Origin of the sequence: Ochrobactrum teleogrylli (genome assembly GCF_037482325.1) — a bacterium.
GTDB lineage: Bacteria > Pseudomonadota > Alphaproteobacteria > Rhizobiales > Rhizobiaceae > Brucella > Brucella teleogrylli.
This window is the reverse complement of the sequence record NZ_JBBHKQ010000001.1, coordinates 1,774,074-1,797,510: the sequence shown is the minus strand read 5'-3', so window position 1 is coordinate 1,797,510 and position 23,437 is coordinate 1,774,074. Positions and strand designations below refer to the sequence as shown.

Here is a 23,437-nt window from a genome sequence, read left to right as displayed (position 1 = left end):
CCCTCGCCTGGTCGAGCCTAAGCGTCGCCCAGATAAGACTTTATCGTTTCTATAAATCTTGGAACAGAAATTGGCTTGGATATATAGGCCTCGCATCCGCCCTGCCGGATGCGTTCCTCGTCGCCTTTCATGGCGAAAGCCGTGACCGCGATCACCGGAATATGGCGCAGTTCCTCATCGTCTTTCAGCCACTTGGTCACTTCCAGACCTGAGACTTCCGGAAGCTGGATATCCATGAGAATGAGATCTGGCCGATGTTCGCGTGCGAGATCAAGCGCCTCGAGACCGTTTCGTGTCCGGATCGTTTCGTATCCGCTGGCTTCGATAAGATCGCGAAACAACTTCATATTCAATTCGTTGTCTTCGACGATCATTACGCTTTTCGTCATCGAAACTTCCCTGGGGCAACTCCCCGGCCCGATTATTCATTCATCTACTGGCATTGGCTGACACCAAACAGTGTGTGCACCGACATTCCCCTCGGTCCACTCTATGATTTAACCTCATTTCATTGACGAAAGGCAAATAATTCCGTTGTCGCTACAAGGACCTGCATCTTATATGAAAACAATTGCAGGCCCGCGTGGCGGCGGCATGGATAGGCTGAAATGGAGATGACGATGAAAACGCTTATGAACGAAACAGAAGCGCAGGGTCTCGCCATTGAAGCTTTGGCCTGGCTTGCGCAGGACAAGGATTTACTCCCGCGCTTTCTGGCGCTGACGGGCATCGAAGCCTCGTCCATCCGTCAGGCAGCGCGTGAGCCGGGCTTTCTGGCCGGTGTGCTGCAGTTTTTCTTAAGCCACGAGCCAACGCTGATGCGCTTTTGCGAAGAAACCGGGCGTGACCCGGCTATCATCCAGAAAGCGGCGTCTTTCTTGCCCGGCGGTGCGGGCCAGCATTTGCAAAGCGGCGCCGACTGATTCGACCGACACCGCCCTGTTTTTGCGCTGAAATCAGGCTGCGGTCGGCCCGGTGACGACCTCTTCCGCCGCGGACACATTGAGAACGTTCAGTTCATGCGCCCGCCCGTCGCGTGCAGTCCATGAAATCGACTGGCCGGGTGCAAGCCCGATCAATGCCGTACCGATCGGGGTCAGAATCGAAACCTTGCCCTGTGCAATGTCCGCCTCGCCCGGATAAACCAGCGTCACGCGGCGCTCATGTCCGTCATTGGAACGGAATTCGACCACCGAACCCATATGCACCACATTTTGCGGCAGCCGCTTGGCGGGCACGACCTTGGCGCGGTCAAGTTCGGCCATCAGCTCGTCGGCGATTTCCTCGTGCTGCTCGGCGACGCTGTTGGCCAGCCCCATCAGGCGCTCGTAATCGACGTCGCTGACGACAATATTGGGCTTCTTGCGATTCTTGACGCTCATGGCGATAGCTCACTGTTATAAAAGATAAATATCTCCGAGCATGATGGCTCGAAGCGGATTATTGGGATGTTTTCATGAAAGCGCTTGTCGAATTCGCTTGAGGCAAGCGACGAACCATCCCCCGGAGTCCTTCTGCGCTAGGCAGGACTCGAGGGCCTTTATCCCGCGATCGGTTGAACCCGATGGAGTATGGCGGCGAAACGGTTGTTCATAACACTAAAGTTGGTGATATCGTTGCCAATGTCAAGAGCATGACGGTTGTGCGCGGCTCTGCCAGTGGCACGGCGCGCGATTGGTGATATACAAAGCATGTTCCTTTTATGTTCGTTCGAGCAGGCTTCATCGAGTCGAAGCCGGGCCAGACGACGAAGCTGCGCATGTGGACGATGGTTGAGAATTTCGCCGGAAACAGTTCGGAGCAAGGCTTATGTCGCGACTGTCTGTCGCTGCAGAAGAGTGCTTCGGTGCGCCGCTGTTTTTCCTGCGGCAGCCCGCGCCTGGTGCGACATCCGGAATTGTACAAGCTGACGCTGGCGCATATCGATTGCGACGCATTCTACGCCTCCGTTGAAAAGCGCGATAATCCTGAATTGCGCGACAAGCCGCTCATCATCGGCGGCGGCAAGCGCGGCGTCGTTTCGACAGCGTGTTACCTCGCCCGTATTCATGGTGTGCGTTCGGCGATGCCGATGTTCAAGGCGCTGGAAGCCTGTCCCGAGGCGGTCGTTATCAAGCCTAATATGGAGAAATATGCCCGCGTGGGGCGCGAAGTGCGCCAGCTGATGCGTGATCTCACCCCATTGGTTGAGCCGCTTTCCATTGACGAAGCGTTTCTCGATCTCAGTGGCACGGAACGACTGCATAAGGCGCCGCCCGCCGTGGTTCTCGCACGCTTTTCCAAGCGCGTGGAAAGCGAGATTGGAATCAGCGCATCCATCGGCCTGTCCTATTGCAAATATCTCGCCAAGGTGGCCTCCGATCTGGAAAAGCCGCGCGGGTTTTCCGTTATTGGAGAAGCCGAGGCGCTCGATTTTCTGCGCGATAAGCCGGTGAGCATGATCTGGGGCGTCGGCAAAGCATTTGCGGCCAAGCTGCAAAGCGACGGCATCCGTAGCATAGGCCAGCTCCAGACGATGGATGAAGGCGGGCTGATGAAGGCCTATGGCACCATGGGCCAGCGTCTCTATCGCCTGTCGCGGGGGCAGGACAGCCGACGGGTCGAGCCGGAACATGATATGAAAAGCGTTTCGGCGGAAACGACCTTCAGCACCGATCTTTCCACTGCGGCCGATCTGGTGCCTGTTTTGCGTGCGCTTGCAGAAAAAGTATCGCGACGGCTCAAAGCAGGTGAAATTGCCGGGCGCACGGTCGTCCTCAAGCTCAAGACGCAGGACTTCAAGCTGCGCACCCGCAATCGCCAGCTTTCGGACCCGACCCAGCTGGCTGACCGCATTTTCCGCCATGGATTGCAGCTTCTGGAAAAGGAGCTGGATGGCACCAAATTCCGGCTGCTTGGAATCGGTGTCGGCGAGCTATCCTCAAGCGACCGGGCTGACCCGCCAGATCTGGTCGATACGCAGGCCACAAAGCGTGCTGTCGCCGAAACCGCGATTGATCGCCTGCGCAACAAGTTCGGGCTGAATGCAGTTGAGACCGGCTATACTTTCTCAAAAGGTAATCTCGCCCGCACGCAGACACCATCCGACCGCGATAATGACGACCACGACTGAGTGATTGGCGGCCTGACGGGAATTCACCGCGTTATCCGACTTGTTTCCGCTTTAGACTCACGGTTCAATTCCCGCAGCTAAAACATGGAGGTTAAAAATGCTGACAGGCCCATTGTGTCGAGCAGGCCGCGCGCTCGTTGAGATTTCACGCGATAACCTCGCCAAACTATCCAAGGTGGATGCATCGGTTATCGAAGATTTTGAGCGGAAGATCGACAAACCGTCCGCTGAAACGATCAATCAGCTGCAAAGCGCGTTGGAAGATCTCGGCGCAGTTTTTATCCCGGAAGATGAACGCGGAGTTGGCGTTCGCTTGAAATTCACCGCCTCCGAAGCCAAACGCATAGCGATCCTCGAAGGCGAAGGCGGCATCATAGCCCAGGATGACGTCACCTGACACATTGGTGCCGTGGCCGTTCAAACAGCCGTTTGGACTGCAAACGCCGGATTTCGTTTTGATACACTATCTGCAGGCACAAGCATTAAGGCAGAACTCTCTTGCGGGAGAGCACATGTGAGCGTCTGCCCCGCCTAAACGGGGCAAATCATTCAACCGCCGAAAATGGTCCGTCCACCGCTGAAACCCGATCCCGAACTGGTCGTAAATCCGCTCCTGTTCTTGCCGCCCGCGACAATAACCCCGGTAGATTTATCGGACTTTACCGTCTGGGTATCCAGGTTTCCGTTCGTTGGCGCGGTCGCAAATGCAGTTCCTGCCGTCATGAATGCACCAACGGCTAACAAAGCTATGGTCTTCATGGTTCCTCCTTTGCTGGCCCTGCCAGCTGACGCCGAAAATACGATGAGATCATGCGGGCGTTGACGCACCATCCGGCGTTTAGAAAACGCCAGATTTGGCCTCGATGATATACGGCACATGCCGTATTTCGGCATCTAGACGCCCTCCACAGTATTGAAATTTCAGTCAGTTACTAAACCGGGGCGAACATATTGCGGAGGCTCAGAGCCAAAAGACGGCATAGTTTGCCACACCCAAGAAAATAAAACCTTGGATATCAATCGGTTACAGTGATTTTGAGAAAAAAATGGAGGCCTCGCCCGGAATCGAACCGGGGTGCAAGGATTTGCAGTCCTCTGCGTAACCACTCCGCCACGAGGCCTTCCTGAGAGCGTTTCCAAATCAATTGGTTTGGCTCTGCGCAGTTCCAATATTGATCCCTGCCCACTTCGTCAAGCGATTCGAGCCCTTTGTGTAAAAAATCCTTGGTGTTTTCTCTTGGCCTACGAATAAGCGCCTGCGGCCAGCGCGATTGGGGAATTTTAGAGCATTACGATCTGTTAACGCATTGGAAAGGACAGGCTGTGCAACAATAAGCCCATGAGACAAGCGCCGACATGGAGACGAGTGAAGCACGCGGCTTGCTTCGTTTTGCGCGTGGCCATGCTGGCCGCCCCCATTCTGCTGGCATTAGCGGCTTTGACCATGGTGACCAATCCGGACGGTAACAAACCGCCGGTTCCCGACAAGGGTGTTTCCGGCGCGACAGCGCCGACCGGAAATTGATCCCTCGTCGGCAATCTGACGTTACAAATTGCAACAGCTGGAAACCTCGCTGCCGAATCCTGGATTGAAATGGCTCGTAGAGTGCCGCAATCGTTCAATTGCGGAGATGATTTATGGCCAAGCTGCAGTTCTTTTTTGCAAAGGCCTTGCCCTATATGGGAACAGGCTTCATGCTCGTCAATTTTCTGGCTTTGCTTTACGCCGTCACCATACGCGGATGATTTCATGACGATTAGAAGCGAAAAGGGCGCCGTAGCGCCCTCTTTCATTTGACGACGTGCCAGACGCCGCCCTTGCCGTCGCCTTTAACGTCACCCATCTTCATGTCGTCGTGGTAACGATAAAGCGGCATTCCCTTGTAAGCCCACATATCCTTGCCGTCCGTGGCTTTGACGACAGAAAAGTCGCCGTCCGATTTTGCGCCTTTGTCGGCATGAAATGCAGGCCAAATCTTCAGGCATTTGGCATCGCAGGACGATTTACCGCCTTCGTCCTTGTCAAATGTATAAAGCGTCATGCCCTTCGGCGTGGTCAGTATTTTGCCGGACTGGCTATCCATCATCTTGGCAGGTTCGGCTGCAAACGCGCCAGCCGTCGATAGCGCGACCAATCCGATCGCTAGAAGCATCGTTTTCACGGCATATCCTCCTTGGTTCGGAAGACAGACATATGATCGTTTATAGTTCCGCCTGTTCTTCCGATCTGGAGTTTGCGCCCCGTTGCAGCCCGAAATATGGCGCTGCGATTCGGAAGCAAAGAATCAATTAGCCGGAACCGGACAACTGAGATCACCCTCTTCGCAGCTTAGATAAGTCCGCAGTTGCTTATTGCGCTGCTCGGTCAGGTCGGTTTTGCAGCTGGCAACAAGCATCGGATAGATGCTGCCACCGGAAGAATTGCCCGCATTGAAACCGCATTCGGCATCTCTGAATGCAATCCATGCGCGCTGGGCTTTGACAAACCGCGCCTTTCCATCGGCGTCATCGGCAAGACGCTTCTGGATTTCCTTGAAGCTGGCGTTGAGCTTCTTATCAGCAGCAGAAAAATCATCGCCAGCGCATTGGGTCATCGTGGCCTGATCTTGCGCATTGGCGCATTTTTTAGAGGCCGCCGTCGCAGGCAGACAAAGAAAAAGCGAAGCAAGACCAACAGCTGCAATCCGTAGCATCAATATTCTCCCAAGCGTGACAGTTCCTTTTCAAAAAAAGTATAGCTATGTCAGTTTTAAATGCACATAAAACCGCTAAATTAGGTTAACCGACAAGAAGCACGCGGAACATCTTTCGGAAGTGACTTATCGCGCGCCATCATCTGCGGCTTTTCTTTCAATCCAGTCCCGTGCGGCCTGCCAGCTGCCGAAGGCCATTCGCTGATTGTGCAGCGCGTAGGCGATCCAGCGTTCCTCGGGGTTTTCGCTGTCTTCAGGCATGATGGTGCCGATGCGATTACCATGACTGTCATGCACAGGATAAATCATCGAAGCTCCCTCCCCGGAGGTTCCGCGTCGGCATTGTTTACGGGCCGACCTTTCTGTTTATTGTTTGCGCTCTCGATTGCCAGAGCCGGACGAGCAGTTATTATTGCGCCCACTATTCAGGGGTTAGGTGGAGTCATAAACAATGCTCGCGACGTTTCTAGAATTTCCCACCTATGCCGTCTTTTTGTTTTTCATAGCTTTTGCTCTTATACTATTCGCTATCGGCTATTGCGCGCTACGATATCTCAATGTGCACGCCAAACACGATATTTTTTCCATACCTGCACCGGCCTTTCTCGGAACGATTGCAACCGCATGGGCGCTTTCCATTGGCTTTGTCGCTGCCGACGCATGGTCGCTCAATTCTCGCGCCGATTTTTCGGTGAGCAAGGAGCGCTCTGCCATCCACCGATTGCTGGATACAGCTAACCCCATGGTTCTCAACGATGAGGAACTAAAGACTGCGGTGCTCAACTATCGCACCATCGTGGTCGACGATGAATGGGGACAACGGAACAACACGGCTTCGACATTGGAAGTGGATCACGCGATCCTGGAGATTCGCGCCATGGTCCAAAAGATTGCGCTTTCCGGGCTGCCCGGCCCGATTGTCTCGCAACTCGTCAATGATTTTGACGAACTTCAGGATGCCCGTAATGAGCGATTGGCGGTGGCGAGCGCGTCGATCGACGAATCCAAGTGGTATCTCGTCCTGTTCCTGACCCTGCTGACAGCCATCACGATTGCTTCGGTCCATGCCGATCGCCCGCTTGCCGGGCGGCGCGCCCTGATCCTCTACGTGCTCACAGCCACGATCAGTCTTTGGATATTGGCAAACCACGCAAATCCCTATGTCGGCATGGGGGATCTCAAGCCGGACCTGCTCTTCTCCGCTCAAAGGCATTCTACGGCTCCAACCCAACCCGCTGGCTCGTGAACCATCTCTGGGCTGGGGGATTGCGGAAAAATCGACTGAACGCTCTCCTGCGCCTGCCTGAAGCCATCAGCATTAAATGACGGTTCTGCGGCCCAATGTGCCACTGCGGCGAAGTGATTCGCGCTCTGCACGTGACGATTTAAAGATGGAGAAATTTGCATGAATTGAAACGGGTAAAACGCCGTACAGTCATGGTGCATTGTTAATGCAATGCTTGATCAGTTTTGCGCAAGTGATTGAGTTATTAAGTGACTTCGGAAATTGAAGTGGCTCCCCGGGCCGGATTCGAACCAGCGACCAACCGGTTAACAGCCGGTTGCTCTACCACTGAGCTACCGGGGAACAGGTGCTCGTTGCGTCAGCGATGTGGCGTATAGCAAAAGGATTTCGGGTTTGCAAAGGGCAAAATCGTATTTTTTCCAACTTTTTGCATCTGCCTCACGAAACCCTATATTCTCTGGGACATTCAGACGTAAAAAATATGCAGCAGCTGTGGAGAGACCTGGTCCAGTGAACGAAGAAACGAACCCCAAAGCGCCCCGCAAGGTCATTTTGATTCTTGGTCGGCGAATCCCGATTCCCCAATCGGTGATGATGCGCCGCATGTTGGGCGGCACTCTGGTGGCCGGTGGTGCACTGGGTTTTCTTCCTGTGCTGGGTTTTTGGATGCTTCCGCTTGGCCTGATCGTGCTTTCTCACGATTCTCACCGGGTTCGTCGTATCCGCCGGCGCAGCGAAATCTACATCTGGCGCAAATGGGTGCGCCGCAACGCGTCCTCAAATGCCAATGGTGGCACGGGAAACTGATATCTCGCGCCGTTGCAGGCCTGAGCGCTCAACAGAAGCAACGCGATAGAAACGACATGGCCCGGCATGAAGCCGGGCCAATCCGAGTCCGCGTATCAGTTGATGGTTCAGGACAGATTCTTCCGCCGCTGCGCGTAACTGCGCCGCCGGACTTCTCCCGGCGTCAGATGGCGATATTTGCGAAGCGCAGTCGTCATGTGGCTCTGGCTGGAAAAACCCAACGTGGCTGCAAGCTCACTCAAGGATATATCGGTCTCGCGCAGGCATCGCTCGGCTTCGTCCAGCCGCAGTCGCATCAGATATTGATGTGGTGTAAGACCGAAGCTTGCGCGAAAACAGGTTGCAAAATGGCCCGCTGAAATCCCGATCAGGGATGCCATGTCCGGCACAGATACCTGCTGGCGATAGTTTTCCCTGAGATAATTCTCAATCTGTCGGCAGGCATAATTGCTGAGCCCAAACTGCTGTTTGTTGCTGCCCCTTGCGATAGACGCGTTGCGCACCAGCACGCCTGTCAGCACCGTGCGGAACGCATCCATATAGGTGCTGCTTACATGAGGTGATACTTGTAGCTCCCCCCACAGGATTTGCGCCAGTTGCAGGCACTGCCTGTTGGAAAAATGAATTGGCGTCCAGTTATGGGTAGCCTCTTCGCTTTCTTCCGCAGAAAAAAACGACGTGTCGAGCGTCACCGTCAGATGCGCGGTATTTTTGGGCCACACGATTGCGCAGCTCATGTGAGCGGGAATGATGAACGTCATACCTGCCGGGCAATTGATGGTCTCCTCAGGCGCCTCAAAGGGCTTCCATCTCAACCCGCGCACCATTTCGAGCACGATGATGGCTATGGTTTCGAGCGAGTGATACGTCCTCTCGCCAATGTCTGAAAAACCGTAATCAATATCGGGTTTGCCACCGCCATCCAGCGATGCCAGCTGCATTGCGTTGATTACTGGCGATGGATCATAAGTCGATAAATTCATTGAGTTATTCTTCATGACTATGCTCATATTATCCTCAATCATCAAACCGAAAAAAAGAATAAATATTGGGAGCGCCACGGGTTTAATGGAACGGACTCGAAACCTGTATTCCCCCTGGATTTTAGAAAATCAAAACGGCCTTCCCTCAAAAACCGCGTGAATGCCGCAAATCAATCTTTAGTTGCAATTTAAAGATTATGCAACCGAATTATTGAAGCCGGACAAAACGTGTTGCGGCACGGAATAAGGCTCCGTTGTTGCATCCTCCCTTTGCTCTCATTAGCAGCTTCTCATGTAAATCAGGCGGATATTGGGGCTGTTGCACGCCATTGCATTTTTGCATCCATTGAAAACCGAAATGCAGCGCGGTTTGGGCTTCCTTGACGGCTTCTTCATCGACCTTGAATAATGCACAGGGCCTGTCCGAATTGAATGCAAAGCTGTCCACCTCGATCGCGCTGCGTCACACCGCTGTAATAAAGGCCCGCTAAACAGGGGGCCACGATGTGGGGGTGCATTCGCGCTGTTTCTGCATTGGAACTGTTTTTGCCGCTTGTCGAGGTCTCATAAAGATGTTTCAATCTGAATTGCACGGCTGTGCAGAAAAAACAAAAGCAGCCGGCGATCCTGGGGAGGAGACGCCTATGCCAGCTTTTCTGGAGGTGGCGAGCGCGCGCGTTCGTTATGGCAATAATGAGGTTCTCAAAGGGGTAGATCTGTCGGTCCGCAAAGGCGAATTCGTTGCCCTGCTCGGATCGTCAGGTTGTGGAAAAACAACCCTGCTGCGTGCAATCGCTGGTTTCAACACGCCCAGCAGCGGCGCGATCAGGGTCAATGGAACTGATGTGACTCGCCTGCCCCCGGACAAGCGCGGCATGGCGCTGGTATTCCAGTCCTATGCGTTGTGGCCGCACATGACGGTTGCGCAGAACATCGGCTATGGTCTGCGCATTCGCGGTATTGCCAAAGACACGATCAAGCAGAAGGTGGAGGAAGTTGCCCGCCTGCTTGGCCTCGACGCACTGCTGGAAAGGAAGCCCGCGGCTTTGTCCGGAGGTCAGCGCCAGCGCGTCGCGCTGGGTCGTGCACTGGCCATCCAGCCCGACATTCTGCTTCTTGACGAGCCTCTCTCCAATCTTGACGCGCGTATCCGTCTGTCGGTGCGTCATGAAATCAGCGCCTTGCAGCGCCGTTTGGGCATTACGGCGGTTCACGTGACCCATGATCGCGAAGAAGCGATGGTCATGGCGGATCGGATCGTCATTCTCAACAATGGCGAGATCGCCCAGGCTGGCGCACCCGAGGAAGTCTACAACCATCCGGCATCCGATTTTGTGGCCGCCTTCATGGGTGCGGAAAACCTGATTGAACTGCCTGTTGCGATCAAAGCTGACAGGATCGAAATCGCGACGGGCGCGCATAACAAGGCAAGCACTATTCCAGCCGGAAGGCGCACTCTTTCCGATGGAATCGCTTCCGCGCGCTTCCGCAGCGAAGCTGCGCATCTCGTAAAGCCGGGCACACAGCGCGACAATGCACCTGCCCTCGTCCTCACAGGCAGGGTGGAGCAGACCAGCTATCCCGGCGGCCTTTGGCGACACATGGTCAGCATTGGCGACCGCCATATCATGGTCGATGCGCAGGAAAGCCACCAACCCGGTACGGATGTCGAAATCCAGATACCCGAACAGGCGCTGTTTCTGTTCGACAAGTAGTCCCGCACCAGTTTTGCCGGGCGGCGTTTCGGCTCGGCCAATGTCAGTAACTGCGGGCATCAACCAGTCCGCAGCAGCTTAAAAATTCCCGATGAAGCAACAGGATGCCTTGCATCCCAATCGCAATCTACAAACCGGATGATCCGGATTTAACAGGAGTTTTTCATGAGAACGGTCCTGAAAGCAGCAATGGTACTCGGTCTTACCGTGGCCCCAGCATCCGCCGACGAACTGACGGTGCTTACCGCCGGTGACCAGAACATGGTCGATTACGTCAACCAGTATCTCGGACCATTGTTCGAGAAGGAAAATCCGGGCACGACCGTGCGCGTTGTCGGCACCGGCCCGGGCGATGCCGGTTCGCAGAAGATTCTCGAGCGTTTCGAAGCCCAGTCCAAGGCGGGTGTCGAAAAATGGGATACGGACGTTGCCGTCATCCATGAAAAATTCGCCGGGCCGATGGTCACCGGCAAATTCCTTGAAAATTATCGCGGCAAGATCGAAACTGGCAAGCTGGTAACCCGCGACAATGCCAAGATGGCGCTTGGCACCAATGTCGACGGCTATGTCATGCCGATGTTCAACAGCCAGACCGCGCTTGCCTATAATCCCGCACTCGTCGCCACACCGCCCAAGAGCTATGACGAACTCGTCGCCTGGGCCAAGGAAAATCCGAAGCAGTTCGGCTATAACGGCATCAAGGGCGGTGCTTCGGGCGTCAGCTTCGTCATGGGCTGGATTTATGCCTATGGCGGCGATGCGAACAAGCTTCAGCAGGGACCGTTCGAAGAAGGCGAAGCCAAGAACTGGGACAAGGCTTTTGCATCGCTGAAGGAGTTCACCAAGAACGCGACCCTGACGCCGGGCAATGCCGGAACGCTCGACATGCTAAGCCGTGGCGAAATCGCCATGGGTCCGGTCTGGGTGGATATGTTCTATTCATGGAAGGCCAATGGCCAGTTGCCGCCCGAAATGAAGCTTGTTTTGCCGGAGCCCGGCATGCCGGGCCAGCCGATGCATTATGTGATCCCGGAAAAGAGTGCGAATAAAGAACTGGCCGAAAAGTTCGTCGCGCTGGCAACCAGCCCGAAAGTTCAGGCCGAAGGCATTGTGAAGCGCTTCAACTGGTATCCGGGCATTGACGCCGACAACGTCAAATCGGAACTCGATGCCGACACCTGGAACAAGCTTTTCACCGATATCTCGGCAGATGATCTGGGCAAGTTCGGCAAGTCCTTCCCGATTGCGCCGTACAACACCGCCATTCTCGAAGCCTACGAACGTCAAGTTGGCAACTGATAACCGCGTTGCCGGATGCGCCGCCGCAGGCGCATCCGGCATTCCATCGTTTTCATGAGGTCTCGAATGTCGCCAAGACTGACGGGTTTACTGCTGGTCGCGCCTGCATTGGCAATCGTCGTGGTATTGTTCATCGTGCCGCTGTTCGGCGCCCTCACCGGAGCATTTTATGTGTCCGGGCAATGGGGTTTCGGCAATTTCACCAAGACATTCGAGCTTTATTCAAGCGACATTCTGTTCACATTGCTGATTGTCATGCTGTCGTCGGCGCTGATCGCACTGCTCTCCATCGCGATCAGCGGTTACCTGACGCTCGGCTCCAATCCGCGCGCTGTCGCGGTGCTGCGGTGGCTCTATCGCTGGCCATTGTTCATTCCGTTTATCGTCGTCGGCCAGATATTACGAACCTTTCTCGCCAAGAATGGTCTGATGAACAGCCTGCTGATCGAAACCGGCATACTGACACCGTTACAGGCGATGAGCTTTCTTGACTGGCGCGGCATTACCATCGCTTTCGTCTGGAAACAGACCCCGTTCGTCACCCTGCTGCTGGCAGGCGCTATGGCTTCGCTCGACAGAAGCACCATTGAATCCGCCCGCAATCTGGGCGCAGGACGCCTGCGTATCCTGATCGAGATTGTTCTGCCACAGGTGCGCCAGACGCTTCTTGTGGGGCTTATCTTAAGCTTCGTGACCATGATGTCGGTCCTGTCCGTACCGCTGATGATCAACGCGCAATCACCCACCATGATTACCGCCAATATGGCCTTCCGCATCAATGCCTATGGCGATTACGGTGTCGCCAATGCGCTTGGCACGATTTCGCTGCTGATGACCAGTCTGGTGGCGTGGATCTATCTGCGCCAGACCATGAAGGAGCACGGCAAATGAGTACCACCTTCGACTGGCGCTGGATACCGCGCGGCATCATACTCGGCCTTCTGGCCTTCGCGATTTTCGGCCCGCTGGCCAACCTCCTCCTGTGGGCTGTGGCGGAACGCTGGTATTTTCCACACACACTGCCGCTGCAATACGGTTTTTCCTTCTGGGCCAATGTGTTCTCGCCGCGCGGCAATGCCTTGTCGTCGCTTGGAACCAGTGTTCTCATCGCGATCCTGACCGTGATCGTCTCGCTTGGTCTGGCCATTCCAGCGGGCTATGCGCTGGCAAGGCTGAAACTGCCGTTTCGTGGCCTGATCCTGCTGACGCTTCTGATCCCGCAAGCCTTTCCCAACCTCCCGGTCTATGTGAACATCGCGCAAATGTTCTATTCGTTCGGCCTCAATGGCACGATCATCGGCGTGGTGTTGGTGCATGTCACGCATGGTCTGGTCTATGCGGTCTGGATTGCAACCGCCGCCTTCTCGGCCATCGACAGCGAGCTTGAAGAAGCCGCGCGTTCCATGGGCGCTTCCGCGATAAAAACCTTCTTCGACATCACATTGCCAATCGCCGCACCGGGGCTGCTGGCAAGCGCGATCTTCGTTTTCCTTGAATCGCTGGACGAATTTACCGGCACCTATTTTGTGGGCGCACCGGACATTTCCACCCTGCCGCTCTTGCTCTATACGGCAAGCTCTGGCGGCAACTATCAGATTGCATCAATCAGCGCGTTGATACTGCTTGTGCCTTCGATTGCATTCATGTTCGTTGTGGAGCGCTTTCTTCGCGCCGATGTTCTTTCGAAAGTGGGGCGCTAGAAATGGCTCAGCAGGATCAGGACGCCAGTGGTGGCCCGCGCTTCATCAGCGCGCATGAAGTGGCGCAGGAAGCAGGCGTTTCGCGCTCCGCTGTGTCCCGCACCTTCACGCCCGGCGCGAGCGTCTCGGCTGCAACCCGCGAGAAAGTGCTGAAAGCCGCCGACAAGCTTGGCTATCAGGTCAATGATCTTGCTCGCGGACTTCTCGCCCATCGCAGCCGTATCGTCGGCATGATCGCCGCCGATCCCGACAGCCCTTTTCGTGCCCGCCAGATCGCCACCCTTTCCCGACGTCTTGCGGCGCGCGGCAATGTGCCGGTTTTGATCCCCACCGGTCAGCATGGCGAGAACCTTTCTGCCGCCCACGAGGCGCTGTTGCGCTATCGTGCGGAAGCGACGGTGGTTTTGTCGGGCATGCCTTCCTCGTCCTTCGTCGAACTGGCGCAGCGAAATGGCCAACCGCTCATTCTCGTGGGCCGGACCGAGGCCGGGGCAGACCGCGTCCACGCCAACAACAAACTCGCAGCAGAAACGGCGGTCGATGTTTTTACTGCGCGGGGTTTAAAAAAGCTTGGCCTGCTTACATCAAGCGTCGGCAGTCCGAGCCTTGTGGAACGAGAGCAAGCATTTGTAGCCAAGGCGGCCAGTATGGGCCTGCCGGTGGTCGTGCAGCGCGGTGAACTGACGGACTATGACAGCGGGTTCGCCGCCGGTTCGCTGCTTCTTGGCGATAAGGATCGGGTTGAAGCCGTGCTTTGCGTCAATGATCTGATGGCGTTTGGCCTGATGGACTGCGCGCGCGATGTCTATAATCTCAGCATTCCGGAGGACCTTTCGATCATCGGCTTCGATAATGTGGCCGAGGCGCGCTGGGGCGCATATCGTCTGACGACATTCGACCAGAATGCGGAGCGTCTTTCGGCGGAAATCGTTCGCCTGCTCGATGAACGACAAAGCGCACCCAATGAGCCGCCGCAGACGATTATCCTGGACATGCCGCTCATTCTGCGCGGTAGTGTGCGGCCACTGAAAACAGACTATGCGACCAAGGGCGCAAAGGGTGCCTGACACATGACATTTCATTCCGTCTGGCTGCGCCCGTCGCGTGGCGACCTCCAGTTTCTCGAAACGATAGTTCGCGATCTGGCGCTTCGCTTTGATACGCCAGTTTTCGAACCGCATGCGACCTTGATCCCCGATATGGAACGCTCGACTGAAGAGCTTCAACCGCTGGTTCTCAGCCTTGCGATAGGGCGCAAGCCGCTCGATATCAAGATCGACGGTATAACTGCAACGGAAGCCTATTTCCGTTCGTTCTATGCCGAATTGGAGAAAACGCCGCCGCTGATGGATTTGAAGCGAGATACAATCGGCATTTCGGGCATGGACGATCTCGCAAGTTTCGTCCCGCATGTGTCTCTTGCCTATGGCGTTCATGAGACGCCGGAGAAACGCGCCGAAATGAAACGTCTTTCAGACGCACTGTCCGGTCGTAGTGTTCGTTTCGACCGCATGGTCATTGTCAGTTCGTCCAGCATGACCCCAATCGACCAATGGATCGTCAAGGATGAGATTTATCTGGCCGGATAACAGAAAGCCCGGTCAAAACCGGGCTTTTCATAGTCAGCATTAGAGCGCATCCCGAAAAGTGTGAAACGGTTTTCGGAAAAGATGCGCGTTAAAACAAAGAATTAGAGCGCCGATCTGATCCAATCACATCGAACCGCGCTCTATTGAGCGCGATCAGAGCGGGCGCGGATTGTTGCGGTAAACATCCGCAATATCAGCCAGCACTTCGTCCGACAGTTTCAGCTCATGGGCCGCGATATCCGTCTTTAGCTGCTCAACAGTCGTGGCCCCGATGATGACAGAGGTCATGAACGGGCGGGTCAACGAGAAGGCAATGCCCATCTGGGCGATATCGAGGCCATGCTTCCTGGCAACATCGATATAAGCACGCACCACCGGTTCCGAATGGGAATTGTCACGCCACAGGCCGCCATCGGTGACCGCCGCGCGTGAACCGGCTGGCACATTGCCGCCAAGATATTTGCCCGTCAGCACGCCTGCGGCGAGTGTCGAATAGGCCAGCAGTCCGATATCTTCCGCCAAAGACACTTCAGCCATGTCGTAATCATAGTGGCGCTGCAACAGACCATATTCGTTCTGGATCGACGCCATGCGCGGCAGACCGTGTTCCTCAGCCAGACGCAGCCAGCGCATCGTTCCCCATGCGGTTTCGTTGGAAAGACCGACATGCCGGATCTTGCCTTCGCGAACCATATCGTCGAGGCCGAGCAAAGTGTCATGCATATGCTGCAATTCCGACTTCGCATCGTTCTTGGTGAAATCAAAATTCCACCCCTGTCCGAAATGATAATGCGAGCGCATCGGCCAATGGATCTGGTAAAGATCGATGTGATCGGTCTGAAGGCGCTTCAGGCTGTTCTCAACCGCCTCGCGCACACTGGCGCGGCTTGGGCGGGCGCCGCCGCGAATCCACTCCTGACGACCGCCGCCCGCAATTTTGCTGGCGAGAATGACCTTGTCGCGCTTGCCCGATTTCTTGAACCAGTTGCCGATATAGGTCTCGGTCTTGCCGTAGCTTTCAGCGCTCATCGGAATGGCATAGCCTTCCGCCGTGTCGATGAAGTTGATGCCTGCATCGACAGCAATATCCAGCTGTTCGTGGGCGTCGGCTTCGGTGTTCTGCACACCCCAGGTCATGGTTCCGAGGCAAATTTCAGTGACAGAGAGGCCGGTGCGGCCCAGGGAATTCTTTTTCACGAGGATTTTCCGGATCAATTGGTCCGCAGAACTGCGGAATAATGTGAGGGGTGAATTGATAGCCCCGCTTCGTCACCTCTGACAAGCCTGTCACAAAATATTCAACGATTACAGGAAGCGTTCTGCCGAATAAGGCGTCGGATCGATATAGGTTTTCTCGCCTGTCATCATTTCAGCGATGAGGCGTCCGCTTGCAGGGCCCAGCGTCAGGCCATGATGGGCGTGGCCGAAATCGAACCACAATCCCTTGTGGCGCGGTGCCGGACCAATCACCGGTCGCATGTCTGGTAGGCATGGGCGCAGACCAAGCCATGGCGTGCTGTCCACCGGCTCTCCAAGCTGCGGCACCAGACGCCGTGCAATCTTCTCCGTCTTTCCAAGCTGGATGCGATTGGCCGCAGCCGAGGGCGAAGCGAATTCGATGCCGGTGGTTAGCCGTACACCCTGCACCATCGGCGCCAAAACGTAACCGGCTTCCTCATCCACCACTGTATGGCCCAGTCGCGTATTGTTGCGCATTGCGAAATGCAGGTGATGGCCGCGTTTGATGCCCAGCGGAATGGGATAGCCGAAGCGGCGGAAAATGAGCCCCGACTGAGGCCCAAGCGCCACGACAACCTCACGCGCCTTAACCGGCCCTTCCCGCGTCGTCACCTGCCAGTTGTCGCCATTCTGCGCCAGCATTGACGCGTCGCCATGTACAAATCTGCCGCCGCGATTGATGAATAGATCGGCGTAGGCCTGAACAAGTCCAGCCGGATTGACCACCGATTTGGGATCGAGCCAGTGAATGGCCCCCGCAACCTCGCCCAGAGCGGTTTCGCGTGCGCGCAAGGCTCCGGCAGCCAGAATGTCATAGGCCAGATTGAAGCGCTGTAAATTGGGCAGACGACGCACCGCGGCATCAAAAGCGGACTGGTTGCGGTAAACCTGCATCCAGCCCTGTTTGCGAATGAGCTTTTCGCAGCCCGCCTCCGCAATCAGAGCATCATGCTCATGCACGCTTGCTTCGATCAGCGGCAGCATGGCCTGCGCGGCAATCTCCAGACGTTCCGGCGACGATTCCCGCCAGTAACGGTAAAGCCAGCGCGCCATGCGCGGAACATAAAGCGGAGAATAGCGCACATCGGTACGGCGATTGGTGGCGTAGCGCAGAAGCTTCCCAAAACCCTGCGGAAAGGAATAGGGAATGACGCTGGAGCGTTCGATCAGGCCGGCATTGCCGAAACTCGTTCCCTGCCCCGGCTCTGCCTTGTCGATCAGACAGACGGAACGTCCGCGCGCCTGCAAATGAAGCGCAGCCGAAACGCCGACAATGCCAGCGCCTAGAACGATAATATCCTGATTTTGCATCGGTATTTCCGGCATTCTCATTACAATACGCGCCAGCGTTTAGCTGGCGCGTTTCTGCTTGCAGCAAAGTCTGCTGCTGGTCGGGATCAATAAATGTCGAAGTCGAAATATTTCTTCACGATGGTGGCATAGGTGCCGTCATCGCGGATTTTCTTGATCGCGGCATTCAGCTGTTCGCGCAGATCGTTGTCTTCCTGCCGGACGGCAATACCGGCTGCGGTCTGCGTTCCCGGCACGTCTCCGAGCAGCTTGCAGCAATCAGCGCCATCAGCCTTAAGCCAATCCACGAGCGGGAACTTGTCCGACACGACGGCATCCAGACGACCGCTCTTGAGATCGGCATTGGCTTCGTCGGCGGTCGGGTAAAGTTTGGCTTCGGCACCACCCTTGGCATAAACGTCTTCGGCATAGGTTGCCTGCGTCGTGGAAGCCTGCGCGCCGATGGTCTTGCCCTTCAACGCTTCAACGTCAACCGAAGTGATCGCGCTGTCCTTCGGAACGGCGACTGCGAGCGGCGTGGAATAATATTTGTCCGTGAATGCGACCTGCTTCTTGCGCTCTTCGGTGATGCTCATGGAAGCGAGAACAGCGTCGAACTTATTCGACTTCAGGCCGGGGATCATGCCGTCCCAGTCATTGGCGACAATCGTGCACTTGGCTTGCATGGCAGCGCAGAGCGCTTTTCCAATTTCAACGTCCATCCCCTGAAGGGAGCCGTCAGCAGCAACGAAGTTGAAGGGCGGATAAGCGCCTTCCGTCGCGATGCGAATTTCCTTCCATTCCTTTGCCTGCGCCGGAATAACGGCGGCCACAGTGGAAAGGCCAGCAAAAAGGCCCGCGGCAAGGATAGATTTCAGCATGATGGTTTCCCCTTAAATGCTTATTTTTGTTGACTGCTTTTTAGTTCGTCCGACAGAAATTCGCTGTTTAGTGCAGCGCGCGAACCTCATCGGCTTCAGTTTGACTGAAGCACCGGATGCCGCCAACATCAAGTAGGCTTTTGGCGGCATCCGATGATATTTTAAGATCAATAGATGTCGAAATCGAAGTACTTCTTGCGGATCGTGTCGTAGGTGCCGTTTTCGCGGATCTTCTTGATCGCGGCATTGAACTGCTCGCGCAGATCGTCATCGCCCTTGCGCAGCGCCACGGCGATTTTGGTTTCGGAACCCGGAATGTCGCCGAGGAACTTGCAGCAATCCGCGCCCTGCTTCTTCAGCCAGTCGGCAGCGAGGAACTTGTCGGCTGCAATCGCATCGACGCGACCGCTTTCCAGATCGGCATTGGCTTCGTCGGCGGTCGGATAGAGCTTCACGTCAGCGCCAGCCTTGCCATAAACGTCATCGGCATAATTGCCCTGCGTGGTGCCAGCCTGTGCGCCGATGGTCTTGCCATCAAATGCCGACGGTTCAAGCGAAGTGAGGTCCGTATCCTTGGGCACGACGACTGCAAGCGGCGTCGTGTAATAGCGCTCGGTAAAGGCAACCTGCTGTTCGCGTTCCGGCGTGATGGCCATCGATGCGATCACTGCGTCGAACTTGTTGGCCTGCAGGCCGGGGATCATGCCATCCCAATCATTGGCGACGACCGTGCACTTGGCTTCCATGGCTTCGCACAGAGCATTGGCGATATCGAGATCGAAGCCAACGAGCTTGCCTTCTGGCGACATGTAATTGAACGGAGGATATGCGCCCTCGCTGGCGATACGGATTTCCTTCCATTCCTTAGCCTGAACGGGCAAGGCGAGAACGACAGTGGCCAGACCGGCCAGCAAAACTGATTTCAACATGATTTCCCTGTTTCATAGTCCTGTGCAATTCCGGCTGTTGACCGGAGTGCCGTTGCATGAGGCGAGAGTTCGCCCGTTTCTCAAAGCCCCGGTGGCAAGCCCCCTTGGCCAAAAGCACGAAAGGGCTCACTGCGCTGGCACGCAGTGAGCCCAAGTTCATCAGCCCAGAAAATCAGGCAACCAGACGCGTGGAATGGTCGTCCTGTGCATAGGCCTTGCCGAAGCGGTTCGCGAGGAATGCTTCCAGCGTGATGTCTTCCTGACGAATGAAGCCTTTCTGCGGCAGGTCGCCCTTAGCCAGCATGTCGAGCACCGCGCAAATGGCCGAAGCCGTGGTGATCTGGATGCCGGAGCGGACGATCTTGCCAACCTGCGCAGCATAAACCTTGTTTGCGTAGGTTTCTTGAACCAGACGGCCATTCTTGGTGCCGGAAACGGTCACGAAGATCACGACAACGTCCTGAAGCGTAGTCGGTAGCGCGTTTTCGAAGATGTCCTTCAGAACTTCGCGGCGATGACGCAGGCCGAGATCGTTCAGAAGCGCCTTCATGAGCGCAACGTGGCCCGGATAGCGAATGGTGCGGTAGTTGAGGGTGCGCACCTTGCCTTCCAGTGTTTCGCACAGCGTGCCGAGACCGCCAGACGTGTTGAACGCTTCATAGGTCACGCCGTCGAGCGAGAATTCTTCACGTTCTTCCAGCGCGGGAACTTCCGACAGTTCGCCGTCCACGATGGCTTCGCAAGGCTCGATATATTCGTTGATGACGCCGTCGGTGCTCCAGGTCAGGTTGTAGTTGAGCGCATTGGACGGATATTGCGGCAGAGCGCCGACGCGCATGCGAACGCTATCGAGCTTGTCGAAACGCTTGGCCAGATCATAAGCGACGATGGAGATGAAGCCCGGGGCAAGGCCACACTGCGGGATGAAAGCCGTCTTGGCTTCTTGCGCGAGTTCCTTCACGCGGCGCGTGCTGGCAACGTCTTCGGTCAGATCGAGATAGTGAACGCCTGCCTTGGCAGCGGCTTCGGCGATGCGGGTGGTCAGGTGGAACGGAGCGGCACTCAGCACGGCAAACTTGCCGGTAAGGGCAGCTTCAAGCGCCTTGGCGTCTTCGATATCGAGCGCCTGCGTCTTGACCGAAGCGCCGGATTCCAGCGCGTCGAGCTGTGCCTGCGAACGATCGACGACGGTGACGTCATACTCACCTGTGGAAGCCAGAAGATCGGCAATGGTTGCACCGATTTTACCTGCGCCGACGACAACGATCTGTTTCATTTTGTTTTCCCCTTGGCCTTTCTGGTCCCACTGGAATGCAATTCGATATGCAAGAATCGCATAGTCTTATGCAAAAAGAAGCGTATGAACCGACGATCTGACGTTGTTTCTTTGCACATTATGCCGTAATAATTATGCATTATGCCGACAAATGCAGACCTGAACCTCATCGCCCTCCTTCGTGAAAACGCGCGCGCATCCACAGCCGAGCTCGCCCGACGCCTCGGCGTCTCGCGAACAACCGTGCAAAGCCGCATTGAAAAGCTGGAAAAGCAGGGCGTCATTGAGGGCTATACCGTTCGAATCGCACCGGAATTCGAGCGCGATCTGGTGCGCGCCCATGTGCTGGTGACAGCACTGCCCAAACTAGCGCCAAAGGTTGAAACCGCGCTGCGCGGCATGATGACGGTCAGAACGCTCCATTCCGTCAGCGGTCATTTCGATATGATTGTCGTGGTTGAAGCGCCCTCTATTCAGGAACTGGATGCAGTTCTCGACAGGATCGGCGCGCTGGAAGGCGTGGAACGCACCATGTCGTCCATCGTGCTTTCCACGCGCATCGACCGATAAGCGCATAGCCTTCGAGCGTCAGTCCTTCGAACTGCCTTCCCAGCCCGCATAGAAAACGCCGTTCTGCTTTTCCATGAAAGCAGTGACTGCCTCGATTTCATCCGGCTCGATGGATGTGCTGACCAGGGTTGCCAGTATCTCCACGGTTTTCGGGTTGCGATCAGTGATCTCCACGTCGCTGACCGGATATTTCGCGTGTTCCAGCCGTTCGACCAGCAATTCGCGCAGTTCCTCCATCCCGTCATGAGAAGCGATGACGCGCACTTCGTAGGTTTGCTCCAAGGCGCGTTCATGGATCGGGATGCGGCTGATGAGATTGACGAGGTGACGCAGAAGCGTGTTGCCGAACAGGATAAAAACCGTGAGCAACGCAGCTTCGGCAACCATGTCGGTTCCCGCAAATGCGCCCACTGCTGCCGAGCACCAGAGCGTCGCGGCAGTGTTGAGGCCGCGCACATTCATGCCCTCTTTCATGATGACGCCTGCGCCCAGAAAGCCGATACCCGAAATGACATAGGCAATTACACGCGTGGACTCCGGTGCCCCGGCAATACGTACCGCAAGGTCGACGAAAGCGGCAGCGCCGAGCGCCACCAGAGCGTTGGTGCGTAATCCTGCGGTCCGCTGCCGATACTGACGTTCCGCGCCGATCAGCGTGCCGAAAATGAATGCTGCGGTCAGGCTGACGACCGTATCCAGAAAAGGAAAGAGATCAAATGTCTTTAAAAACTGCATGGCAAAAAGTCCTTATTTGCCGGGCATATAATACAGTTTCTTGAAACGAATATGACGGCGCACCGGGGTACGCCGTCACAGAATTAAAACAGCTGTTTTGACTGTTAGTACAAAAGACGCGCGCGAATGGTGCCGGGAACTTCGCGCATGGCGTTCAGAATGTCGTCGCTGGCTTCGCCGACGCCATCGGCTTCCATAACCAGGTAACCCACTTCGCCATCCGTCTGCAGAAACTGGCTGGCAATGTTGATGCCATGCGTGGAGAAAATGTTCATCAGGCTGTTGAGGATGCCGGGACGGTTTTCATGCACATGCATGAAGCGCGTGCCGGTCGGGCGCGGCGGGAGTTGAACCTGCGGGAAGTTCACGGCGCCCAGCGTCGAGCCAACATCGGAATATTCGATCAGCTTGCGCGTCACTTCGATGCCGATGCGCTCCTGCGCTTCTTCCGTCGAACCGCCAATATGCGGCGTCAGAATGACATTCTCGATGCCCTGAATCGGTGAAACGAACTTGTCGTTGTTGGAAGCAGGCTCGACCGGGAAAACGTCGATTGCCGCACCGGCAAGATGGCCTTCCTGAAGAACTTTTGCCAGCGCATCCAGATCGACAACCGTGCCCCGCGCATTGTTGATGAGAAAGGCGCCCTTCTTCATCTTGCGCAGTCGTGCTTCGGTGATGAGCTTCGACGTGGACTTGTTCGACGGTACATGCAGGCTGACGACATCGGAAATCTTCAGCAATTCGTCGAGTGTCGCCGTTGGCTTCACATTGCCGTATTGCAGCTTGTCGGATGTGTCGTAGTAGCGAACGGTCATGCCGAGGCTTTCGGCCAGATTGCCGACCTGCGAGCCAATATTGCCGTATCCGATAATGCCGAGCGTCTTGCCGCGCACTTCGCGGCTGCCGGTCGCAGTCTTATCCCAGCCGCCGGCATGAGCCGATACCGACCGCGGGAAAATGCGACGCATCAGCATGATGATCTCGCCGATCACCAATTCTGCAACCGAGCGCGTATTGGAAAACGGCGCGTTGAAAACCGGAATGCCGCGCTTGCGGGCCGCTTTCAGATCGACCTGATTGGTGCCGACGGAAAAGCAGCCGACTGCAACCAGACGGTTCGCTGCGGCGAAGATTTCTTCGGTCAGCTGCGTGCGCGAGCGGATACCGATGATATGCGCATGCGAAATCGCTTCAATCAGATCGGCTTTGTCCAGCGCCTTGGGAAGATGCGTGACATTCGTGTAGCCGGAGGATTTGAAGTATTCAACGGCAGTCGGATTGATGCCTTCGAGAAGAAGAACATTGATGCGATCACGGGCGAAAGAAAGACGTTCGGTCATTGTCAGGGTTTCCAGGCTGGAACAGCAAAC

The 23,437-nt window shown here is 55.8% G+C and carries 28 protein-coding genes and 2 tRNA genes; 13 read left to right on the top strand and 17 right to left on the bottom strand.

What is annotated here, in order from left to right:
* Window positions 1–17 precede the first annotated feature (17 nt).
* A complete protein-coding gene (locus tag WIX40_RS08395) occupies window positions 18–389 on the bottom strand; it encodes a response regulator (RefSeq protein ID WP_007878616.1) in 372 nt (123 codons plus the stop codon).
* A gap of 231 nt (window positions 390–620) precedes the next feature.
* Here WIX40_RS08395 and WIX40_RS08390 point away from each other — a divergent pair, with 231 nt between their 5' ends.
* Window positions 621–923 carry a DUF3572 domain-containing protein gene (locus WIX40_RS08390; protein ID WP_109367336.1) on the top strand — a complete coding sequence of 101 codons (303 nt, stop codon included), beginning with the start codon at window positions 621–623 and terminating at the stop codon, window positions 921–923.
* Between the two features lie 33 nt (window positions 924–956).
* Here WIX40_RS08390 and rnk read toward each other — a convergent pair whose 3' ends face one another.
* Complete coding sequence (gene rnk, locus WIX40_RS08385; RefSeq protein ID WP_171318847.1) at window positions 957–1,382, bottom strand: nucleoside diphosphate kinase regulator; 426 nt, start codon at window positions 1,380–1,382, stop codon at window positions 957–959.
* A gap of 386 nt (window positions 1,383–1,768) precedes the next feature.
* Here rnk and WIX40_RS08380 point away from each other — a divergent pair, with 386 nt between their 5' ends.
* Complete coding sequence (locus WIX40_RS08380) at window positions 1,769–3,112, top strand: DNA polymerase IV (protein ID WP_339440976.1); 1,344 nt, start codon at window positions 1,769–1,771, stop codon at window positions 3,110–3,112.
* A gap of 97 nt (window positions 3,113–3,209) precedes the next feature.
* The gene (locus WIX40_RS08375; protein ID WP_109367334.1) at window positions 3,210–3,509 is read left to right on the top strand and encodes a hypothetical protein; all 300 of its coding nucleotides are present in this window, start codon (window positions 3,210–3,212) and stop codon (window positions 3,507–3,509) included.
* A gap of 152 nt (window positions 3,510–3,661) precedes the next feature.
* On the opposite strand, the gene WIX40_RS08370 is transcribed toward WIX40_RS08375, so the two are convergent.
* Window positions 3,662–3,871: a hypothetical protein gene (locus WIX40_RS08370; RefSeq protein ID WP_171318846.1), complete on the bottom strand. Its 210-nt coding sequence runs from the start codon at window positions 3,869–3,871 to the stop codon at window positions 3,662–3,664.
* Window positions 3,872–4,159: 288 nt separating this feature from the next.
* Window positions 4,160–4,233 (bottom strand) — tRNA-Cys (locus WIX40_RS08365).
* A 245-nt stretch (window positions 4,234–4,478) separates the two neighbouring features.
* Here WIX40_RS08365 and WIX40_RS08360 point away from each other — a divergent pair.
* Complete coding sequence (locus WIX40_RS08360) at window positions 4,479–4,637, top strand: hypothetical protein (RefSeq protein ID WP_167836083.1); 159 nt, start codon at window positions 4,479–4,481, stop codon at window positions 4,635–4,637.
* 265 nt (window positions 4,638–4,902) lie between these two features.
* On the opposite strand, the gene WIX40_RS08355 is transcribed toward WIX40_RS08360, so the two are convergent.
* The 3 genes from WIX40_RS08355 to WIX40_RS08345 all read right to left on the bottom strand — a co-directional run bounded on the left by WIX40_RS08355 (window position 4,903) and on the right by WIX40_RS08345 (window position 6,114).
* On the bottom strand, window positions 4,903–5,274 hold the full coding sequence (locus WIX40_RS08355; protein WP_339439804.1) for a COG4315 family predicted lipoprotein: 372 nt from the start codon (window positions 5,272–5,274) through the stop codon (window positions 4,903–4,905).
* 123 nt (window positions 5,275–5,397) lie between these two features.
* Window positions 5,398–5,805, bottom strand: a complete 408-nt coding sequence (locus WIX40_RS08350; RefSeq protein ID WP_140023804.1) for a lysozyme inhibitor LprI family protein — start codon at window positions 5,803–5,805, stop codon at window positions 5,398–5,400.
* Between the two features lie 126 nt (window positions 5,806–5,931).
* Window positions 5,932–6,114 (bottom strand): hypothetical protein, encoded by a 183-nt coding sequence (locus WIX40_RS08345; RefSeq protein WP_171318845.1) that lies wholly within the window; start codon window positions 6,112–6,114, stop codon window positions 5,932–5,934.
* Between the two features lie 142 nt (window positions 6,115–6,256).
* Here WIX40_RS08345 and WIX40_RS08340 point away from each other — a divergent pair, with 142 nt between their 5' ends.
* Entirely contained in the window at window positions 6,257–7,051 is a 795-nt protein-coding gene (locus WIX40_RS08340; RefSeq protein WP_339439803.1) for a bestrophin-like domain, read from the top strand.
* A gap of 267 nt (window positions 7,052–7,318) precedes the next feature.
* Here the strand turns inward: WIX40_RS08340 and WIX40_RS08335 are convergent.
* A tRNA-Asn gene (locus WIX40_RS08335) sits at window positions 7,319–7,393 on the bottom strand.
* A 249-nt stretch (window positions 7,394–7,642) separates the two neighbouring features.
* On the opposite strand from WIX40_RS08335, the gene WIX40_RS08330 reads away from it, so the two are divergent.
* Window positions 7,643–7,858 (top strand): hypothetical protein, encoded by a 216-nt coding sequence (locus WIX40_RS08330; protein ID WP_235858964.1) that lies wholly within the window; start codon window positions 7,643–7,645, stop codon window positions 7,856–7,858.
* Window positions 7,859–7,965: 107 nt separating this feature from the next.
* On the opposite strand, the gene WIX40_RS08325 is transcribed toward WIX40_RS08330, so the two are convergent.
* Entirely contained in the window at window positions 7,966–8,868 is a 903-nt protein-coding gene (locus WIX40_RS08325; protein WP_339439802.1) for a helix-turn-helix domain-containing protein, read from the bottom strand.
* Window positions 8,869–9,049: 181 nt separating this feature from the next.
* Complete coding sequence (locus WIX40_RS08320; protein ID WP_339439801.1) at window positions 9,050–9,289, bottom strand: hypothetical protein; 240 nt, start codon at window positions 9,287–9,289, stop codon at window positions 9,050–9,052.
* Between the two features lie 196 nt (window positions 9,290–9,485).
* Between WIX40_RS08320 and WIX40_RS08315 the strand changes: the two genes are divergently transcribed.
* The 6 genes from WIX40_RS08315 (at window position 9,486) to WIX40_RS08290 (ending at window position 15,144) form a co-directional block, all read left to right on the top strand.
* The gene (locus WIX40_RS08315) at window positions 9,486–10,556 is read left to right on the top strand and encodes an ABC transporter ATP-binding protein (RefSeq protein WP_339439800.1); all 1,071 of its coding nucleotides are present in this window, start codon (window positions 9,486–9,488) and stop codon (window positions 10,554–10,556) included.
* Between the two features lie 165 nt (window positions 10,557–10,721).
* Window positions 10,722–11,855, top strand: coding sequence for an ABC transporter substrate-binding protein (locus WIX40_RS08310; RefSeq protein ID WP_339439799.1), 1,134 nt, complete (start codon window positions 10,722–10,724; stop codon window positions 11,853–11,855).
* Window positions 11,856–11,921: 66 nt separating this feature from the next.
* Complete coding sequence (locus WIX40_RS08305) at window positions 11,922–12,746, top strand: ABC transporter permease (protein WP_339439798.1); 825 nt, start codon at window positions 11,922–11,924, stop codon at window positions 12,744–12,746.
* Window positions 12,743–13,555: an ABC transporter permease gene (locus WIX40_RS08300; protein ID WP_339439797.1), complete on the top strand. Its 813-nt coding sequence runs from the start codon at window positions 12,743–12,745 to the stop codon at window positions 13,553–13,555. Before WIX40_RS08305 ends, WIX40_RS08300 begins: the two co-directional genes overlap by 4 nt.
* A 2-nt stretch (window positions 13,556–13,557) precedes the next feature.
* A complete protein-coding gene (locus tag WIX40_RS08295; protein WP_339439796.1) occupies window positions 13,558–14,622 on the top strand; it encodes a LacI family DNA-binding transcriptional regulator in 1,065 nt (354 codons plus the stop codon).
* A 3-nt stretch (window positions 14,623–14,625) separates the two neighbouring features.
* The gene (locus WIX40_RS08290) at window positions 14,626–15,144 is read left to right on the top strand and encodes a 2'-5' RNA ligase family protein (RefSeq protein ID WP_339439795.1); all 519 of its coding nucleotides are present in this window, start codon (window positions 14,626–14,628) and stop codon (window positions 15,142–15,144) included.
* 153 nt (window positions 15,145–15,297) lie between these two features.
* Here the strand turns inward: WIX40_RS08290 and WIX40_RS08285 are convergent, their stop codons facing one another.
* The 5 genes from WIX40_RS08285 to WIX40_RS08265 all read right to left on the bottom strand — a co-directional run bounded on the left by WIX40_RS08285 (window position 15,298) and on the right by WIX40_RS08265 (window position 20,759).
* Complete coding sequence (locus WIX40_RS08285) at window positions 15,298–16,341, bottom strand: aldo/keto reductase (protein WP_140023811.1); 1,044 nt, start codon at window positions 16,339–16,341, stop codon at window positions 15,298–15,300.
* A gap of 108 nt (window positions 16,342–16,449) precedes the next feature.
* Window positions 16,450–17,700: an NAD(P)/FAD-dependent oxidoreductase gene (locus WIX40_RS08280; protein WP_339440975.1), complete on the bottom strand. Its 1,251-nt coding sequence runs from the start codon at window positions 17,698–17,700 to the stop codon at window positions 16,450–16,452.
* Between the two features lie 80 nt (window positions 17,701–17,780).
* Entirely contained in the window at window positions 17,781–18,542 is a 762-nt protein-coding gene (locus WIX40_RS08275; RefSeq protein WP_371830817.1) for an ABC transporter substrate-binding protein, read from the bottom strand.
* A 179-nt stretch (window positions 18,543–18,721) separates the two neighbouring features.
* Window positions 18,722–19,483: an ABC transporter substrate-binding protein gene (locus WIX40_RS08270; protein ID WP_109367319.1), complete on the bottom strand. Its 762-nt coding sequence runs from the start codon at window positions 19,481–19,483 to the stop codon at window positions 18,722–18,724.
* 172 nt (window positions 19,484–19,655) lie between these two features.
* Window positions 19,656–20,759 (bottom strand): saccharopine dehydrogenase family protein, encoded by a 1,104-nt coding sequence (locus WIX40_RS08265; protein ID WP_140023812.1) that lies wholly within the window; start codon window positions 20,757–20,759, stop codon window positions 19,656–19,658.
* Window positions 20,760–20,900: 141 nt separating this feature from the next.
* On the opposite strand from WIX40_RS08265, the gene WIX40_RS08260 reads away from it, so the two are divergent.
* Complete coding sequence (locus WIX40_RS08260; RefSeq protein WP_078336932.1) at window positions 20,901–21,329, top strand: Lrp/AsnC family transcriptional regulator; 429 nt, start codon at window positions 20,901–20,903, stop codon at window positions 21,327–21,329.
* 18 nt (window positions 21,330–21,347) lie between these two features.
* On the opposite strand, the gene WIX40_RS08255 is transcribed toward WIX40_RS08260, so the two are convergent.
* Window positions 21,348–22,064, bottom strand: coding sequence for an MgtC/SapB family protein (locus WIX40_RS08255; protein ID WP_339439794.1), 717 nt, complete (start codon window positions 22,062–22,064; stop codon window positions 21,348–21,350).
* 104 nt (window positions 22,065–22,168) lie between these two features.
* Window positions 22,169–23,407 carry a phosphoglycerate dehydrogenase gene (gene serA, locus WIX40_RS08250; protein ID WP_339439793.1) on the bottom strand — a complete coding sequence of 413 codons (1,239 nt, stop codon included), beginning with the start codon at window positions 23,405–23,407 and terminating at the stop codon, window positions 22,169–22,171.
* Between the last annotated feature and the right edge of the window lie 30 nt (window positions 23,408–23,437).